The sequence below is a fragment of the Streptomyces sp. NPDC001393 genome, assembly GCF_053597455.1.
On record NZ_JBSFIH010000027.1, the window covers coordinates 15,503 to 31,134 of the forward strand.

Annotated in this window: 16 protein-coding genes and 2 pseudogenes; 3 read left to right on the plus strand and 15 right to left on the minus strand. The window is 72.4% G+C overall.

Features of this window, described 5'->3' with window-relative positions:
• Positions 1 to 38: 38 nt before the first annotated feature.
• Positions 39 to 710: a GTP cyclohydrolase II gene (gene ribA / locus ACWC2T_RS26235; protein ID WP_351214225.1), complete on the minus strand. Its 672-nt coding sequence runs from the start codon at positions 708 to 710 to the stop codon at positions 39 to 41.
• A 38-nt stretch (positions 711 to 748) separates the two neighbouring features.
• On the opposite strand from ribA, the gene ACWC2T_RS26240 reads away from it, so the two are divergent.
• Positions 749 to 1,537 carry a creatininase family protein gene (locus ACWC2T_RS26240; protein WP_450672810.1) on the plus strand — a complete coding sequence of 263 codons (789 nt, stop codon included), beginning with the start codon at positions 749 to 751 and terminating at the stop codon, positions 1,535 to 1,537.
• A gap of 469 nt (positions 1,538 to 2,006) precedes the next feature.
• Here the strand turns inward: ACWC2T_RS26240 and ACWC2T_RS26245 are convergent.
• The 5 genes and pseudogenes from ACWC2T_RS26245 to ACWC2T_RS26265 all read right to left on the minus strand — a co-directional run.
• Positions 2,007 to 2,967 (minus strand): annotated as a pseudogene (locus tag ACWC2T_RS26245) (lysylphosphatidylglycerol synthase transmembrane domain-containing protein); the annotation flags it as partial.
• Positions 2,968 to 3,218: 251 nt separating this feature from the next.
• On the minus strand, positions 3,219 to 4,214 hold the full coding sequence (locus tag ACWC2T_RS26250; RefSeq protein WP_450672885.1) for a class I SAM-dependent methyltransferase: 996 nt from the start codon (positions 4,212 to 4,214) through the stop codon (positions 3,219 to 3,221).
• A gap of 194 nt (positions 4,215 to 4,408) precedes the next feature.
• Positions 4,409 to 5,611, minus strand: coding sequence for a glycosyltransferase family 4 protein (locus ACWC2T_RS26255; protein WP_450672811.1), 1,203 nt, complete (start codon positions 5,609 to 5,611; stop codon positions 4,409 to 4,411).
• Entirely contained in the window at positions 5,608 to 6,006 is a 399-nt protein-coding gene (locus tag ACWC2T_RS26260; protein ID WP_450672812.1) for a 6-pyruvoyl trahydropterin synthase family protein, read from the minus strand. Before ACWC2T_RS26260 ends, ACWC2T_RS26255 begins: the two co-directional genes overlap by 4 nt.
• Positions 6,007 to 6,118: 112 nt before the next feature.
• Positions 6,119 to 7,108: a zinc-dependent alcohol dehydrogenase gene (locus ACWC2T_RS26265; RefSeq protein ID WP_450672813.1), complete on the minus strand. Its 990-nt coding sequence runs from the start codon at positions 7,106 to 7,108 to the stop codon at positions 6,119 to 6,121.
• A gap of 107 nt (positions 7,109 to 7,215) precedes the next feature.
• Here ACWC2T_RS26265 and ACWC2T_RS26270 point away from each other — a divergent pair, with 107 nt between their 5' ends.
• On the plus strand, positions 7,216 to 7,977 hold the full coding sequence (locus ACWC2T_RS26270) for a CDP-alcohol phosphatidyltransferase family protein (protein WP_450672814.1): 762 nt from the start codon (positions 7,216 to 7,218) through the stop codon (positions 7,975 to 7,977).
• A gap of 69 nt (positions 7,978 to 8,046) precedes the next feature.
• Here the strand turns inward: ACWC2T_RS26270 and ACWC2T_RS26275 are convergent, their stop codons facing one another.
• The 4 genes from ACWC2T_RS26275 to ACWC2T_RS26290 are packed head-to-tail and all read right to left on the minus strand — an operon-like array spanning position 8,047 to position 10,538.
• Positions 8,047 to 8,763, minus strand: coding sequence for a YcnI family copper-binding membrane protein (locus ACWC2T_RS26275; RefSeq protein ID WP_450672815.1), 717 nt, complete (start codon positions 8,761 to 8,763; stop codon positions 8,047 to 8,049).
• Between the two features lie 39 nt (positions 8,764 to 8,802).
• Entirely contained in the window at positions 8,803 to 9,426 is a 624-nt protein-coding gene (locus tag ACWC2T_RS26280; RefSeq protein WP_450672816.1) for a hypothetical protein, read from the minus strand.
• A gap of 51 nt (positions 9,427 to 9,477) precedes the next feature.
• On the minus strand, positions 9,478 to 9,678 hold the full coding sequence (locus tag ACWC2T_RS26285) for a DUF397 domain-containing protein (protein WP_450672817.1): 201 nt from the start codon (positions 9,676 to 9,678) through the stop codon (positions 9,478 to 9,480).
• Positions 9,675 to 10,538 (minus strand): helix-turn-helix domain-containing protein, encoded by an 864-nt coding sequence (locus ACWC2T_RS26290; protein ID WP_450672818.1) that lies wholly within the window; start codon positions 10,536 to 10,538, stop codon positions 9,675 to 9,677. The genes ACWC2T_RS26285 and ACWC2T_RS26290 overlap by 4 nt, the downstream gene beginning before the upstream one ends.
• A 167-nt stretch (positions 10,539 to 10,705) precedes the next feature.
• Between ACWC2T_RS26290 and ACWC2T_RS26295 the strand changes: the two are divergent.
• A pseudogene (locus ACWC2T_RS26295) lies at positions 10,706 to 11,166 on the plus strand (ATP-binding protein).
• Between the two features lie 161 nt (positions 11,167 to 11,327).
• Here the strand turns inward: ACWC2T_RS26295 and ACWC2T_RS26300 are convergent.
• The 5 genes from ACWC2T_RS26300 to ACWC2T_RS26320 form a co-directional block, all read right to left on the minus strand.
• Positions 11,328 to 11,486: a hypothetical protein gene (locus ACWC2T_RS26300; RefSeq protein WP_450672819.1), complete on the minus strand. Its 159-nt coding sequence runs from the start codon at positions 11,484 to 11,486 to the stop codon at positions 11,328 to 11,330.
• Between the two features lie 56 nt (positions 11,487 to 11,542).
• The gene (locus ACWC2T_RS26305) at positions 11,543 to 12,205 is read right to left on the minus strand and encodes a hypothetical protein (RefSeq protein ID WP_450672820.1); all 663 of its coding nucleotides are present in this window, start codon (positions 12,203 to 12,205) and stop codon (positions 11,543 to 11,545) included.
• Positions 12,206 to 12,358: 153 nt separating this feature from the next.
• Entirely contained in the window at positions 12,359 to 13,723 is a 1,365-nt protein-coding gene (locus tag ACWC2T_RS26310) for a GH1 family beta-glucosidase (RefSeq protein WP_450672821.1), read from the minus strand.
• Positions 13,724 to 13,761: 38 nt separating this feature from the next.
• Positions 13,762 to 14,601, minus strand: coding sequence for a carbohydrate ABC transporter permease (locus ACWC2T_RS26315; RefSeq protein ID WP_450672886.1), 840 nt, complete (start codon positions 14,599 to 14,601; stop codon positions 13,762 to 13,764).
• Between the two features lie 34 nt (positions 14,602 to 14,635).
• Entirely contained in the window at positions 14,636 to 15,631 is a 996-nt protein-coding gene (locus tag ACWC2T_RS26320) for a carbohydrate ABC transporter permease (protein ID WP_450672822.1), read from the minus strand.
• Position 15,632 lies beyond the last annotated feature (1 nt).

The following is a 15,632-nucleotide window of genomic DNA, read 5'->3' on the forward strand; positions in this document are numbered from 1 at the left end:
CCCGTGGGGGGAGGCGGCGGACGCCGGTACGGCCGGCTTCAGGAGCCGTGGGCGACGGCGTCCAGGTGGGGCAGGATGTGGTCCATCCGCTCCCGCTTGGTGCGCAGATAGGTGATGTTGCTCTCGCACGGCTCGATCAGCAGCGGCACCTGCTCGGCGACCTGGATGCCGTGCCGCACCAACGCCTCCCGCTTGCGCGGGTTGTTGGACATCAGGCGTACCGAGCGCACCCCGAGGTCGTGCAGGATCTGAGCCGCGACGCCGTAGTCGCGGGCGTCGACGGGCAGACCGAGCGCGAGGTTCGCCTCCACCGTGTCCAGGCCCTCCGCCTGCAGGGCCATCGCGCGCAACTTGGCGAGCAGTCCGATGCCGCGGCCCTCGTGGCCCCGCAAGTAGACGACGATCCCGCTGCCTTCGGCGACGACGGCGCGCAACGCGGACGCCAGCTGGTCGCCGCACTCGCAGTGCCGGGAGCCGAACGCGTCGCCGGTCAGGCATTCGGAGTGCAGCCGGGTCAGCACATTCTCGGTGCCGATCTCGCCGTACACCAGAGCCACTTGCTCGTCACCGCGGTCGTGGTCCAGGTAACCGATCGCCTGGAATTTCCCGTACACGGTGGGCAGCGGTGCATTCACGACGCGTTCCGCGCCCGAACGCCGCGGGGACTTCTTGACGAGTACGCCCATGTCGACGCCGGTGTTTTCTGTCATGATCTGATTCCTAAGCAGAGACGAAAGGCCGTGAAACGATGAGTGGTTCGGGCGCGCGTGCGGCGGCAGGCGGGGAGACGAACGGCGTGGCGTACGGCGTGCTGCCGACGGACACCACCGAAGCGGTACGGATGCGGAGGGCGGGCGTTTCAACACAGGTGGCCGTCCTTCCCGTCGGGAGTTTCGAACAGCACGGTCCGTTCCTTCCGCTGGCGACGGACACGCTCGTCGCCTCGGCCGTGGCGCGGGAGATCGCCGCCGCGTACCCGGTGCACCTCCTTCCTCCGGTGACGGTCTCCTGCTCGCACGAGCACGCGGACTGGCCGGGGACCGTCAGCATCTCCGCCGTGACCCTCCATGCAGTGGTCTCGGACATCGCGGCGTCGCTGCGCCGCTCGGGCGTGGACGCGCTCGTCGTGGTCAACGGACACGGCGGCAACTACGTTCTGGGCAACGTCGTCCAGGAGGCCTCCGCACGCGGTGAGCGGATGGCGTTGTTCCCGGCCGCCGAGGACTGGGAGACGGCCTGCGAGCGGGCGGGGGTGGCCACCTCGCTGCTGACCGACATGCATGCCGGGGAAATCGAGACCTCGATTCTGCTGCACGCTCATCCCGAATTCGTCCGCCCTGGTTACGAGTCCGCCGATTTCACCGCTGACGACCGTCGTCATCTGCTCACCGTGGGAATGTCCGCCTATACCGAATCGGGCGTCATCGGCCGTCCTTCCCTCGGGTCGACGCAAAAGGGGAAGGAACTCCTGGCAAGCCTGGCGGAATCCTTCGACCCGTATTTCGCGTTGCTCACGTCGGCGACGGGGCGGGGGTAGCCCACCGCGGACCCCGGACCGGGCGCGCCGTCTGGGACGGGGTCCGGGGCGGGCTCGCCGTTCTGCGCGGGCGGGGCGTCCGGGGAGGGATCCGGGGCCGGCTCGCCGTTCTGCGCGGGCGGGGCGTCCGGGGAGGGATCCGGGGCCGGCTCGCCGTTCTGCGCGGGCGAGGGGTCCGGGGCGGACGCGCGGTCCTGCGTAGGCGCGGAGTCCCCCAGGGGCGGGGTGCCCTGCGCGGACGCGGGGTTCTGCGGCGACGCGGGGTCCGGGGCCGACCGAGAACCGTCCGGCACGCACGCGGTGTCCTGCGCAGGTGTGGTGTCCTGCGGCGACGCGGTGTCCTGCGTGGCTGGGGTGCTCCCTCGCGCGGGCGCGGTGTCCCGGACGGGCGCCGTTGCCTGCGCGGGCGCCGGGGTCGGAGTCGGCCGGGGGTCGGTCGGCGCGGGGTCCGGGGTAGGGGTCGTCGGGGTACGGAGGCCGGTGTACCAACGCGCGGCGAGGACGGCGGCGCCGGGCAGGCTCGCCACGAAGCTCAGCACGCCGTACACGACGGCGACGGCGACCCCGGTGCTCGCGCCGAGTCCCGCGGCGCCGAACGCCCAGGCGGTGACGCCCTCGCGGGGTCCGAAGCCGCCGACGTTCAGCGGCAGCCCCATGGCGACCAGGGCTAGGACCGCGAGCGGGACCAGTTCCACGACGGAGGCGGCCGAGCCGGCGACCCGGGCCGCCACGACGAACATCGCCACGTGCCCGGCCAGGACGACGGCGGAGGACAGCGCGATGCCCGGCCCGCCCCGGCGGGAGAACAGGCCCTGGCGCGCCTCGCCAAGGGCGGTGCGCAGGCCCCCGGCACGGCGGGAGGGCGCGCGGTTCATGCGCACGGCGAGGCCGACGGCGAGCACCCCGACCGCCGCGAGGGCGACCAGTGGGGCGACATCGCGGGCCTCGGCGCGGACCGGGGACGGCAGCGTCGGCAGCACCGCCACGGCGAACACGGCCAGCGCGATCTGCCCCGCGACGCGTTCCAGTACGACGGCCTTCACCCCGCGCCGCATGTCACCGGCGCTCTGTCCGTGCCGGACCGCCCGGTGCACATCGCCCAGGATCCCCCCGGGCAGCGCCGCGTTCAGGAACAGCGCCCGGTAGTAGTCGGCGACGGCGGGGCCCAGCGGCAGCCGGATGCGCAGGCCTCGGGCCACCAACTGCCAGCGCCAGGCGCTGAGCACGGTGGTCACCACGCCGATACCGAGCGCCGCCAGCACCGTCGCGGCGTCGATCCGCCGCAGCCCGTCGACGAGCACGCCCGTGCCCAGCCGCCACAGCAGCGCCCCGAGGATGACCACGCCGGCGACGGTCCCGAAGTGCGTACGCAGCGCGCGGAAGCGGGAGGGCCCGGAGCCGGGGGGCTCCGGCGACTCCGGAGGCTGCAGGGCCTGCGCGTCCTGCGCGTCCTGCCGAGGCTCGCGCGCGGACTGCGAAGCCGGAGCTTGTGCGGCCGGGGCTTTTGCCGGTTCCGGGTGCGCGGACGGCCGTTGCGGAAGCCCGGTCTCGGTAACGCGGGCCACCAGCACCGTGCCGGCGCCGTACACGCACACATCGGCCGGGCCGGCGTCGCGCACGCGCGCGTGGGCGCCGTTTCCGGTGGCCCGGTGCCCGGACTCCGTCGCGGCGGAGCGCGAGCTCATGAGGCGCCGCCCGTCGGCCGGGGCAGGGCCAGCAGGTCGCTGTGGTGGACCACCACTCGCAGCTCACCGGCCGCGCAGGCGGCGAGCCGGTCCCGCAGATACCGTTCGGCGCGGTCGCGCAGGGCGGGCCGCTGTTCCACCGCCGCGCCCACCCAGCCACGCAGCCACTGCTCGATCAGCGCCGCCTCTTCGGGGCCGAGCCGCCACGGGCTCGGATGCACGCGTACGGCGGCCCCGCGCGCCGCGAACGCCTCGCAGGCCGCGGTGACCGCGTCCGGGCCGAGCAGCCCGGCGCGCCGCTGATGGGCGTTGAACGCCTCGGTGATCTCCGCGTCCAGCGGGTCGGGCGGGGTGAGTTCGACACGCCCGGCGACCGACAGGGTGAGCAGCGCGGGGCAGCCGGCGCCGGTGCAGGCGTCGACGAGGGTGACGACCTCCTCCCGGGTGAGCACGTCGAGCAGTGCGGAGGCGGTGACCAGCGAGGCCCCGGCCAGTGCGTCCGGTGTCAGCCGGGCGACGTCGCCGCGCCGGGTCTCGACGGTGACGCCGCTGCCGTCGGCGGCGGAGCGCGGGGAGCCCACGGCGGCGAAGTGCAGCAGATAGGGGTCGCGGTCGTGCAGGACCCAGTGCTGCGGGCCGTCCAGGCGGGGCGCGAGCCAGCGGCCCATCGAGCCGGTGCCGCAGCCCAGGTCGTGCACGGCGAGTGCGCCGGTGTGGCCCGGCAGGTTCGCCAGCCGGATCCGCAAGGGGTCCAGCAGGTCCTGCGCGCGGGCGGTCGCGTCGGCCGCTTCCCGCAGCCGCAGCCATTCGGGCGCGTACCGGGGCGGTTCCTCGGCCTCGTCGTGCCGCAGCCGCACGGTGGCCCGCTCACCGGGACGGCCGACGGGCCCGGCCCCGGCGACGACCGAGTCGCCCGCGCCGCGCTCCCCGTCACCCCCGGCACCACCGGAGTCCCCGGCACCGGACCCCCCACCGGCCCCCTGCGAACTCACCGCGCCACCCCGGACACCAGCCTCCTCACCAGCCGCCCCCGAAGTCACCGCGTCCACCCGGACACCAGCCCCCTCGCGACCGCTCTCACGGACGGACTCCCCCTCGCCTTCGGCGCTTCGCACCGGCTCCAGCTCCCTCGGTCCGGCCTGGGCCGGGATCGACGCCATGCCGTTCGTGGTCGTCTCCGGCGTGCTCATGCCGCCCTCCTCGGGGCTTCGGGGAGCCGGGCGAGGACTCCGGCCAGGCTGCGGGCGGTGGTGGCCCAGCCGTCGAGCGCGGCGCGACGGCCGCGGGCGGCGGACTTCAGCCGGCGGCGCACGTCGGGCTCGCCGAACCAGCCGCGCAGTTCGGCGGCGAGCGCGGCGGGGTCCTCCGGCGGGACGAGGATGCCGGGCACCCCGCCGTCGGGCGCGCGGCCGACCGCCTCCGGCAGTCCGCCCACGTCGGTGGCGAGGACCGGGATGCCGCGGGCCAGGGCCTCGGTGACCGCCATGCCGTAGGTCTCCGCGTAGGAGGTGAGGACCATCAGGTCGGCGGCGGCGTAGGTGGCGTCGAGGTCGGCTCCGGAGCGCGGGCCGGTCAGGTGCAGCCGGTCGGCGAGGCCGTACCGGGCGATCAGTTCCCGCAGGTGGGCCACGTACGCGGGGTCGTGGCCGAGTCCGCCGACCAGTTCGCAGGTCCACGGCAGGTCCCGTACCGTCGCGAGCGCCTCCACGAGCCGGTGCTGGCCCTTGCGCGGGGTGACGGCGGCCACGCACACGAGGTGGGAGACGCCGTCGGTGCCGGGCGCGAGCGGCGCGATGTCGGCGCCGGGCGCGGCGAGATGCACCCGTTCGGGGGCGAGGCCGTGGTGGGAGACCAGTCGGCGCACCGCCCAGTCGCTGGTGGCGACGACGGCGGGCGCGGCACGCAGCACGGCGCGTTCGCGGGCGTCGAGGTCGGCGGCGACGGCCGGGGCGAGGCCCGTCTCGTCGCCGAGCGGCAGATGGACGAGGACGGCCAGGCGCAGCCGGTCCGCGTGCGGGGTGACGACCTCCGGGACACCGCAGGCGACGATCCCGTCCAGCAGCGCCACCGCGTCGTCCGGCAGGTCACCCAGGGTGCGGGCGAGGTGGTCGCGGGCGGCCCGGTCGGGGCGCGGCCAAGTGCCGGGCGCGGCATGCCGGGTGACCTGCCAGCCGAAGCCGGGCAGGTCCAGGCAGACCCGGCGGTCGTAGGCGTTGCCGCCGCTGGGCGCGGCCGGGTCGTCGACGCCGCCCGGCAGGACGAAGTGCACGGTGCGCAGGGACATCGGGGTGATTCCGGCCTTCTCGACGGCGACGGCGACGGCAGTGGGCTGCGCCGGGACGTACGCCAGCCGTGCCCGTTCCGCGGGCTGTGTGGTCGTCCCGCTCACAGGCCACGCTCGTAACTCGCCCAGGCGATGTGCGACTCGTGCAGGGTGACGGCGATGCCCGCGAGGCCCTTGGCGCCCTCGCCGAGGGCGCCCTTGTGGATGCGTTCGGCGAGCCGGTCGGCGATGACCTTGGCGAGGAACTCGGTGGAGGTGTTGACGCCGGCGAACTCGGGTTCGTCGTCCAGGTTGCGGTAGTTGAGCTCGGCGGTGATGAGGCGCAGTTCCTGCGTGGCCAGGCCGATGTCGACCACGATGTTGTCCTCGTCCAGCTGCTCGCGGCGGAAGGTGGCGTCCACCAGGAACGTGGCGCCGTGCAGTCGCTGCGCGGGCCCGAACACCTCGCCGCGGAAGCTGTGGGCGATCATGATGTGATCGCGGACGGTGATGCTGAACAACGGACGACCCTCCAGGTACGACGCGTCTGGTCCCCCGTGTCCTTACCCGTCGGGGGATGCCGTGTAGTACGGCTCTTCGCTTCCCCGTGTTCAGCCCTCTCTCACTCTTTTCTCAGGTCAGGCCCGTCTCGGCGTACCGGATCCGGTGGCACAGGGCCGGGATCTCACCCGAGGCGAGCTTCGGCATGACGTCCGGGAGTTGTTCGAACGTGCTCTCCCCGGTGATGAGCGCGTCCAGGGCCGGGTCGGCGAGCAGGTCGAGGGCGAGCGCCATCCGGTCGGCGTAGTCCCGGCCCGGTCGGGCCGCCGGGGAGACGGTGCCGACCTGGCTGCTGCGCACGGTGAGCCGCCGGGAGTGGAAGGCCTCGCCGAGCGGCAGGGCGACGCGCCGGTCGCCGTACCAGCTCAGTTCCACCACCGTACCCTCTGGGGCGAGGAGTTGCAGGGCGCGGGTGAGGCCGGCCTCGGTGGCGCTGGCGTGCACGACGAGGTCGCAGTCGCCGAGGGCGCCGTCGGGCGTTGCGAAGTCCACGCCGAGCGCCTCGGCGGTGCCGGCGCGGGCCGGGTCGGCGTCGACGAGCTGCAGCCGGACGCCGGGGAAACGGGCCAGCAGGGCGGCCACCGAGCAGCCGACCATGCCGCCGCCGACCACCGCGATCCGGTCGCCGATCAGCGGCGCCGCGTCCCACAGGGCGTTCACGGCGGTCTCCACGGTCCCCGCGAGCACGGCCCGCGCGGCGGGCACCTTCTCCGGTACGACGGTCACGGCGTTCACCGGAACGGCGTAACGGGTCTGATGCGGGTACAGGCAGAAAACGGTGCGCCCGACGAGCTCGGCCGGGCCCTCCTCCACCTCACCGACGCTGAGGTAGCCGTACTTCACCGGACCCGGGAAGTCGCCCTCCTGGAACGGCGCCCGCATCACGGCGTGTTGGCTCTCGGGCACGCCGCCGCGGAACACGAGGGTCTCCGTGCCACGGCTCACCCCGGAGTACAGGGCGCGCACCACGACCTCGTCCTCGGCGGGCTCCGCGAGGGTGAGGTCGCGCAGCTCGCCGTGGCCCGGTGAGCGCAGCCAGAACGCGCGGGCCGAGCGGTTCATCGGCATCCTCCTGAACAGTAGGGAAGTTGTTCACGTACCGAGAAGTGCACAGGCCGCGCACAGTACGCGGCGTTGATCGACTCTGTCACTCGGCCGGAGGGTGTGCGGTGGCCCTGAACAACACGTATGACGCCAGGCCCCAGCAGGAGACGGCGGTGGGAGCGGGCATACAGCTCCTGCTGCTGGCCCTGCTCGGAACGGCGATAGGCATGGGGCCGGCCGGCTGGCTGACGGGCCTGGCGTTCGCGCTCGCCACCTGGGCGGTCCTGGCCCGGGCCCTGCACCGCTCCTGCCTGCGTTCCTTCGGCCCCGCCAACCGCGTCACGCTCGGCCGGGCGACCCTGGTGGGCGGGGTCACGGCGCTGGTCGCGGACTCCTTCGAGAGCGCGCCGCCGGTGACCCTGCTGGTCGGTCTGACGGCCGTCGCCCTGCTCCTGGACGGCGTCGACGGCAAGGTGGCCCGCCGCACCGGCACGTCGACCGCGCTCGGCGCGCGCTTCGACATGGAGGTCGACGCGTTCCTGATCCTGGTACTGAGCGTGTACGTGTCCACGCAGCTGGGCCCGTGGGTGCTCCTGATCGGCGGCATGCGCTACGCGTTCGTCGCCGCGGCCCGCGTGGCCCCCTGGCTGAACGCCCCGCTCCCGCCGTCCTTCGCCCGCAAGACCGTCGCCGCGATCCAGGGCATAGCCCTGCTCCTGGCCGGTGCCGAGCTCCTCCCCCACCTGGCGAACCTGGCGGTCGTACTCGTCGCCCTGGGTTCACTGCTGTGGTCCTTCGGCCGGGACGTGCGCTGGCTGTGGCGCACCTCCCGCATCTCGGTGGAGGCGGCGGCCGGGGGGAAGGTGCTGGAGCTGGCCACGCGTTGAGCGCATGCCGACGGCAGCGAAAAGGCCCGGACCGGGTTGCCGGTCCGAGCCTTCACCGTCTCGTGGGGGTTACGACCGTGCGCCCCGGCTCCGGACGATCGCGAACCCGGCGGCCGCGAGGCCGAGGACGCCGACGACCAGCCCGGCGATGCCGAGCCCGCGGGCGGTGGAGTCGCTCGCGTCGGCGGCCTTGGCGCTGGTGGCGGCGGTGGCGGTCTTGGCGGACGCAGGTGCGCCGCTCGCGTCACCGGCCGTCAGCTTCAGCACCGGGGCGGGGTTCTCGGGCTCGCCGCCGCCGGTTGGCTCCTCGATCCACCGCACGACCTTGCCGTCGGTGTAGGTCTGCAGGGTCTTGAACACCAACTGACCCGTGTCGTCGGGAAGCTGCCCGAAGGCGACGTTGAAGTCCTCGTACTGCCCGGCCCCGATCTTCCCACCAGTGAAGGTGATCTCGGAGGCGGCCTCGGTGATGGTGCCGTCGTCGGTCTTGACCGGTGTCCTGAGCTTGGTGGTGGTGACCTTGGCGGTCCAGCCGTCCTGCGGGTGGACGAGCACGCCGAGGACGGGGTGGTCGGTGGGCAGGAAGACCTGCACCTTGGTGGTGGAGGCGCTGTCCTCCTCGTTGGGGACGCGGAAGGTCAGCACCCCGTCGGTGGCTCCCTTGGCGTAGCTCTCGGGGTGGACGGTGACGTGCGCGGAGGCGGCACCGGCGGCGAGCAGGACCGTGGTGGCGGCGAGGGCGGTGACCGTGCCGGCGCGGCGCCGGGTGATGCGTGGCATAGACATGACTATTTCGATCTCCGTACGAGTGACGTGTGAGGGGTGTCAGAGCGAGTACGGGATCGGGGCCGGGGGTCCGCGTCTGCTGACCGCGTGCCTCAGCAGGGCCGGGCGGGGTGGTGCGAGGACGCCCGGGACGCGCGGGGCGCGACCGGCGGGCACGGGCAGCGCGGTGTCACGCCACCAGGCGACGAGGCGAGGGACGAGCGTGGCGGCCCGGCGCAGCAACGACCACAGCGCGGCCTCGCCCCGCCGCAGCCACCAGGAGGCGGCCAGCGCGGCGAGCAGGTGGGCGGCGGTGGCGTGCACGGTGAGGTGAGCATGGGTCCCGGCCAGGCGGTGCACATGCGCGTCCATGGAGGCCATGGTGTGGCCCGGCATGGCCGGCATGAGCGCGGCTGCGGACCCGGTACGTCCGGCGTGGGCGGCGTCGAAGCCCAGGTGGAGTACGGCCTGAGTGAGCAGCATGGCCGCGCCGATGCCGGGCAGCGAGCGTTCCCGGCCGCCGAGGACCCAGCCGAGCGCGAACACGCCGAGGAACCCGGCCGCGTCGGCCCACAGCGGCGGCATGTCACCCATGGCGAGCCCGTGCCCGGCGGCGGCGAGCAGCACGCACACCGCGGCGAACACCACGGCGCGCAGGCCTCTCACCGCCGGGGACGCACTCATGGTGAGGAATCCTCCCACGGCTGGGTGATACGTGGGCAGGCGGTGCCCGGTTCATTCACATCGCTCTGGGCGCGCGGCCGCGTATCGCACGAACCGCGCCCAGCCGTCCCGGCCGACGGCGAAGTCGGAGCGCGTGACGTCCTTGGAGTCGCGCACGTGCACGGCCTGCTCGGTGACGGCGACCTCGATGCAGCTGTCCCCCTGACTGCCGCTGTAGCTGGACTTGAACCAGGCGAGTTCCGTCGTGCTCATAGTTCTCCTCGGAGTCGCTCCAACAGACCCCGCGAGTCCTTGGTGTTCAGGGCCTGCGAGCGCAGTGTGTCATAGCGCTGTCGCAACAGGCTCACCTCTTTCGGGTCGGCGATCAGGCGGCCGTTCTGCTGCCCCTCGGAGTAGGCGAGTCGCTGACCTTTATGAGTCTCCAACAGCTGGAGCGGCCCATCCAGACAGGCGTGCAACCCAGACTCCAGCGGGACGATCTGGAGCATCACGTTGCGCGGTTCGCTCATCTCCAGTACGTGATCAAACAGCTCCCGCATCTGCTCTGCGTCCCCGAACCGCCGCCGGAACACGTGCTCCTCCACGATGAAGCTGAATGGAGTCGTCGGCCGCTCGAACAGCATCCGCTGCCGCTCCATCCTCCTGGCCATGAAGTCCTCTAGCTGGTCGTCCGGCGCCACGGGCACGGTCCCCTCGAACACCGCCCTCGCGTACGCGGCCGACTGCAAAAGCCCCGGCACCAACCGGCACTCATACGTACACAGACTCACCGCGACCCGCTCCAGCCTCGCCCACCGCCGGAACCAAGCCGCCAGCCCCGCCTCCCCCCGCGTCAGGAACTTCGCCGCCCTCCTCAGCGCCCCGGTGTTGCCCAGCGCCTCCTCCGCCCGCTCCACGAAGGACTCGTCCGGCATCCGCCTCCCCAACTCCACGGACTCCACCGTGTGTTTGGAGAACCGGACCAGCTCCGCGAACTCCGCCCTGCTGAGCCCCGCATGCTCGCGCAGGGCCTGGACGACCGCCCCGAAGGTCCGCAGACTGTCGGAGGGGTCCGGCTCCCTCTCCGCCTCGCAGACCGCGACGTCCTCGACCTCACTCGCGCCAACCGTCATCCGCGGCCACCTCCAGGTGCGTGCGTACCGTGCTGCGTCCCCGCGCTCGACAGCACCCAGCGTGACGGCATGATCCCCGTACCGTCCACCGATTGTGCCCGTACGCTGACGCACCGTACGGGCCGCACCCCTGGCTCACGCCCCCGCGCGCCCGTCACGGTGGCCCCATGAAGACCACCGTGCCCCAACTTCCGGCGGCTCTGCACACGTTCTCCCAGTTGCTGTCGTCCACCCGCAGAGGCGCCCGCCTGGCCCGGCTGCTCGCCACCGAACAGCTCCGCGCCTGGGAGGTGTCACCCACCGTCATCGAACGCGCCGAGCAGATCGTCGCCGAGTTCGCCGCCAACGCGGCCCTGCACGCCAGGGTGCAGGGCCGGACTTCCGCCTCGCCCTCACCCTCGACGCCGCCGCCGGAATGCTGCGCATCGCGGTCAGCGACGCACGCGGCAACCAACTCCCCGCACCTACCACGGCAGTCCGGCCGGAGGTGGAGGCCGAGTCGGGCCGCGGCCTCCTCCTCGTCACCACCCTCGCCGACCGCTGGGGCACGCAACCGTACCCGCCCGCCGGCAAGACGGTCTGGGCGGAACTCGACCTCCGCCGGCCAGACCGTCCGGGCGTCCGGTGACTGCGTCTCCACCCTGTTCAGCCCCCAGCCGTGAGCACTCAGCCCCAGCCCCGACGAGCGGATGGCCGCGGCGAAGGGGAAGGACCGGGGGCGGGACGAGTCGGCTGGGAGAACCTTCTGGATCGCAGCCGGCGCCGCTCCAGGCTGTTTAAGCTCATCCTTCACCGGTTAGCCGTCGGCACCGCGGCGCTGCTGCTCCTGGGGTCCAGCGTGGCGACCGCGACCGCGACCGCGGCCGACGGCGGCGGCTTCGTTCGCCACACGAATCCGAATGCCGCACCGTCGACGCGGCCGGCCGCCGAGCCCGCGAAGAAGGCCACTGCCGCAGCGTCCCGGCCGGTGTCGGAGAGGGCGCGGCGGCTCCGCTGCTACCGGTTCACAGGGGCGAGGGCAGGTGCACCGCGGGCAGCAGACCCTGCTCGATCTCCCGACGCGGCAGCGACAGCCCGAGATGTTCGCCGACCGCGCCGAACAGCCGCCTCGCCAACTCCTCGTCCTCGTCCTCGGGGTCCTCGCAGCCGGGGAAGGTCTCCCGCACCGCCCCGGCCCGGCGCATGGCCGCATCCAGTGCGGCGAACGCCCCGAGCCGGTCCGTGAGCGGGGACGCGGTCTCCAGCAGGCTCTCGCCGGGCTCGATGGACCTCATTTCGCCGGCTGCGTCGCCGTAGTACACCCACGGGGACTCGTGCAGAAAGCGATCCAGGCAGACGAGTTCCTCCCCCTGGCCCACCAGGGTGTCCTGGCCCAGCCGGTCGAGGACGATGAGGTGCCAGGTGGACCGCTCGGCCTCCAGGACGTACGCCCACTCGCCGCTGCGGCCGAACATCGCCACACTGTCGCCCGGGTCCACGCTCAGCCTGTCGAAGTCCTTGAACAGTGCGGGCCGTTCTGCCATGCGGCGGTCCGCGCCAAGGCGGACCACGAAGTCCACCGGGTCCACGCCCCGCACCGCCGTGAGGCAGATGTCCGAGAGCATCCCGTCCTTGACGATCGCACCGCTGTACCAGTGCTCGCCGATCCACCCCAAGCCGTCCGTCATCGCGCCGACCCCTCTCCTCGCTCCTGGCGCACACGCTACCGAGCCTCGGAACGTGAGGGCGCCGTCGTCACGCACCCGCCCAATCCCGAATGTGCGAGCCGGTGGGCAAGGGCTCCCCTTCCCGTGTCCACCGGCCAGCCCGCCCGCCCCGGCTCAGGCGGCCCGGCGGGTCTGGCCGCGGTGGGTGCGGACGAGGTCGGCGTACCGGTGGCCGCTGCCCTTGATCGTGCGCACCTGGGTGCGGTAGTCGACGTGGACCAGGCCGAAGCGCTTGTCGTAGCCGTAGGCCCACTCGAAGTTGTCCAGCAGGGACCAGGCGAAATAGCCGGCGAGCGGGGCGCCCTTGCTCGCGGCCGAGGCGCAGGCGGCGAGGTGGCGCTCCAGGTAGTCCTGGCGTTCGGGGTCGTCCACGCTGCCGTCGGGGCGGACCACGTCGGGGAAGGCGGAGCCGTTCTCGGTGACGTAGATCTTCCGGGCGCCGTAGTCGTCGGTGAGGCGGAGCAGCAGGCTCTCGATGCCGCTCGCGTCGATCTCCCAGTCCATGCCGGTGCGCGGGACGCCCTCGCGGCGGACCGCACGGGCGTAAGGCGCCGGGCCGTCGGGGGCGTCGGCGACGTACGCGGGGAAGTAGTAGTTCAGGCCGAGCCAGTCCAAGGGTGTGGCGATCGTCTCCAGATCGCCGTCGCGCAGCGGGAGTTCGACGCCGTAGGTCTCGGTCATGTCGGCCGGGAAGCCGCGGCCGTGCACCGGGTCGAGCCACCAGCGGTTGACATGGCCGTCGTGGCGGCGGGCGGCCGCGATGTCCTCGGGGCGGTCGGTGGCCGCGTGCACGGTGGAGAGGTTGTTGACTATGCCGACCTGGGCGCCGGGCGCGGCGGCGCCGATCGCCTGGGTGGCGAGGCCGTGGCCCAGCAGCAGGTGGACGGAGGCGCGGACGGCTGCGGTGAGGTCCGTCCAGCCGGGGGCCATCGTGCCCTCCAGGTGGCCGATCCAGGCCGAGCAGCTCGGCTCGTTGAGGGTCGTCCAGAGCTTCACGCGGTCGCCGAGGCGGGCGGCGACGGCCGAGGCGTACTCGGCGAGCGCGAAGGCGGTGTCCCGCTCGGGCCAGCCGCCGCGGTCCTGGAGGACCTGCGGCAGGTCCCAGTGGTAGAGGGTGACGGACGGGGTGATGCCCGCCTCCAGCAGGGCGTCCACCAACTCGTCGTAGAACGCGAGGCCCTTGGGGTTGACCGGGCCGGTGCCACCCGGCAGCACGCGAGGCCAGGCCACCGACAACCGGTAGGCGTTGACCCCGAGTTGCCGCATCAGGCCGATGTCCTCGCGCCAGCGGTGGTAGTGGTCGCAGGCGACGTCGCCGGTGTCGCCGTTCGCGATCTTCCCCAGGGTGTGCGAGAAGGTGTCCCAGATCGAGGGCGCACGGCCGTCCTCGGCGACGGCCCCCTCGATCTGGTACGCCGCGGTGGCCGTGCCCCACAGGAAGTCGTGCGGGAGTGCGGCGAGGTCGATACGTTCGGACACGGAAGTCCCTTCGGAATACGGGGTGTTGGTCACTCGGGTCACTTGACGGCGCCTGCCGTCAGACCGGCGACGAGATAGCGCTGCAGGAGGAGGAACCCGGCGACCACGGGCACGCTGACGACCAGCGAGGCGGCCATGATCTGGTTCCAGTAGACGTCGTTGAGGGTGGAGTAGCCCTGGAGGCCGACGGCGAGGGTGCGGGTGGTGTCGTCGGTCATGACGGACGCGAAGAGCACCTCGCCCCAGGCGGTCATGAAGGCGTAGACGGCAACCGCGACGATGCCGGGGATCGCGGCCGGCACGACGATCCTGAGCAGCGCGCCGAGCGGACCGCAGCCGTCGACCAGCGCCGCCTCGTCCAGGTCGCGCGGCACCGAGTCGAAGTACCCGATCAGCATCCAGATGGAGAAGGGCAGGGAGAAGGTGAGGTAGGTCAGGATCAGGCCGCCGCGGGAGCCGAACAGGGCGATGCCGGTGGCGTTGCCGATGTTGACGTAGATCAGGAACAGCGGGAGGAGGAAGAGGATGCCCGGGAACATCTGCGTCGACAGGACCGTCACCGTGAAGACCCGCTTGCCGCGGAAGTCGTAGCGGCTGACGGCATACGCCGCGAACACGGCGATGACGACCGAGCAGATCGTCGCCGCGCCCGCCACGATCAGCGAGTTCATGAAGTACTTCGCGAGCGGAACCGTGGACCAGATGTCGATGTATGGCCGGATGGTCAGGCCGCTCGGCAGCCAGCGGAACCTGCCGGTGACGTCCGCGAGCGGTTTCAGCGAGCTGGAGACCATCACGTACACCGGGACCAGCACGAATCCGGTGAGCAGGGTGAGGAAGATCCGCCGGGACCAGATGAAGGAACGCGGGGGCGCCATGGGCGAGTTGCGCGTCGGTGAGGCGAGGGGCGGGCTAGACATCGGCGGAAGCCCTCCGTCCGCGCGAGGTGAACAGCAGGTACCCGCCCGTCACGACGAGCAGGAAGAGCAGCAGCAGGACGGACATGGCGGAACCGGTGCCGAAGTTCCAGGTGACGAAGGACGCCTGGTAGATGTGGACCGAGATGAGGTCGGCGGCCTCGGGGGCGGACCTGCCGAACAGCACATACGGGGTGTTGAAGTCGTTGAACGTCCACAGGAAGAGGACCAGCACCAGGACCTGGTTGACCGGGCGCAGCGACGGCAGGGTGATGCGGCGGATCTGCTGCCACATCCCGGCGCGGTCCAGCGCGGCGGCCTCGTACAGCTCCCGGGGGATGTTCTGCAGTCCGGCCGTCACGATGAGGAAGGCGAACGGCCAGCCCTTCCACACCGACACGGTGAGCAGGGCGTAGAAGCTGTTGTCGCCGATGAGCCAGAAGGACGGCTTGCCGGTGAGGTGCAGCTGGTCGTGCAGGACGTGGTTCACCAGGCCGTTGTCGTGCTGGAACATGAACACCCAGGTGATGACGGCGGCGTACACCGGCAGCGCGTACGGCACCAGGAACAGCGCCCGGAGCAGGCCGCGGCCTCGGAAGGTGTCCTGCATGAAGACCGCGGCGGCGGTGCCGATCAGCCAGCACAGGCCGACCGACAGCAGGGTGAAGCCGACGGTGACGAAGAAGGAGTGCAGCAGGGCCTCACCGACGGGCGCGTCGAAGTTCACCGACACCTTGTAGTTGCCGAGGCCGGACCAGGGGGCGGTGCTCCAGTCGCGGATGTAGAACTGGGTGAGCTCCTTGAAGCTCATCACGATGCCGATGACCATCGGCACCAGGTGGACGAGGAGTTCGAGCAGCAGGGCGGGCAGGAGCAGCAGATACGGCAGGGAGACGCGGCGCAGCCGCCCGGTACGGCGGCGCGGTCCGCGCGCCGCCGTACCGGGGGTGGTGTGCCGCACCGGCTCCTTGAAGGCGGTGGTCGTCGTCATG

Excerpts from the sequence above, each read along its gene's own strand:
- ribA (WP_351214225.1), bottom strand. The coding sequence starts at position 710 with ATGACAGAAAACACCGGCGTCGACATGGGCGTACTCGTCAAGAAGTCC.
- ACWC2T_RS26240 (WP_450672810.1), top strand. The coding sequence starts at position 749 with ATGAGTGGTTCGGGCGCGCGTGCGGCGGCAGGCGGGGAGACGAACGGC.
- ACWC2T_RS26265 (WP_450672813.1), bottom strand. The coding sequence starts at position 7,108 with ATGAACCGCTCGGCCCGCGCGTTCTGGCTGCGCTCACCGGGCCACGGC.
- ACWC2T_RS26275 (WP_450672815.1), bottom strand. The coding sequence starts at position 8,763 with ATGTCTATGCCACGCATCACCCGGCGCCGCGCCGGCACGGTCACCGCC.
- ACWC2T_RS26280 (WP_450672816.1), bottom strand. The coding sequence starts at position 9,426 with ATGAGTGCGTCCCCGGCGGTGAGAGGCCTGCGCGCCGTGGTGTTCGCC.
- ACWC2T_RS26285 (WP_450672817.1), bottom strand. The coding sequence starts at position 9,678 with ATGAGCACGACGGAACTCGCCTGGTTCAAGTCCAGCTACAGCGGCAGT.
- ACWC2T_RS26290 (WP_450672818.1), bottom strand. The coding sequence starts at position 10,538 with ATGACGGTTGGCGCGAGTGAGGTCGAGGACGTCGCGGTCTGCGAGGCG.
- ACWC2T_RS26305 (WP_450672820.1), bottom strand. The coding sequence starts at position 12,205 with ATGACGGACGGCTTGGGGTGGATCGGCGAGCACTGGTACAGCGGTGCG.
- ACWC2T_RS26315 (WP_450672886.1), bottom strand. The coding sequence starts at position 14,601 with ATGGCGCCCCCGCGTTCCTTCATCTGGTCCCGGCGGATCTTCCTCACC.
- ACWC2T_RS26320 (WP_450672822.1), bottom strand. The coding sequence starts at position 15,631 with ATGACGACGACCACCGCCTTCAAGGAGCCGGTGCGGCACACCACCCCC.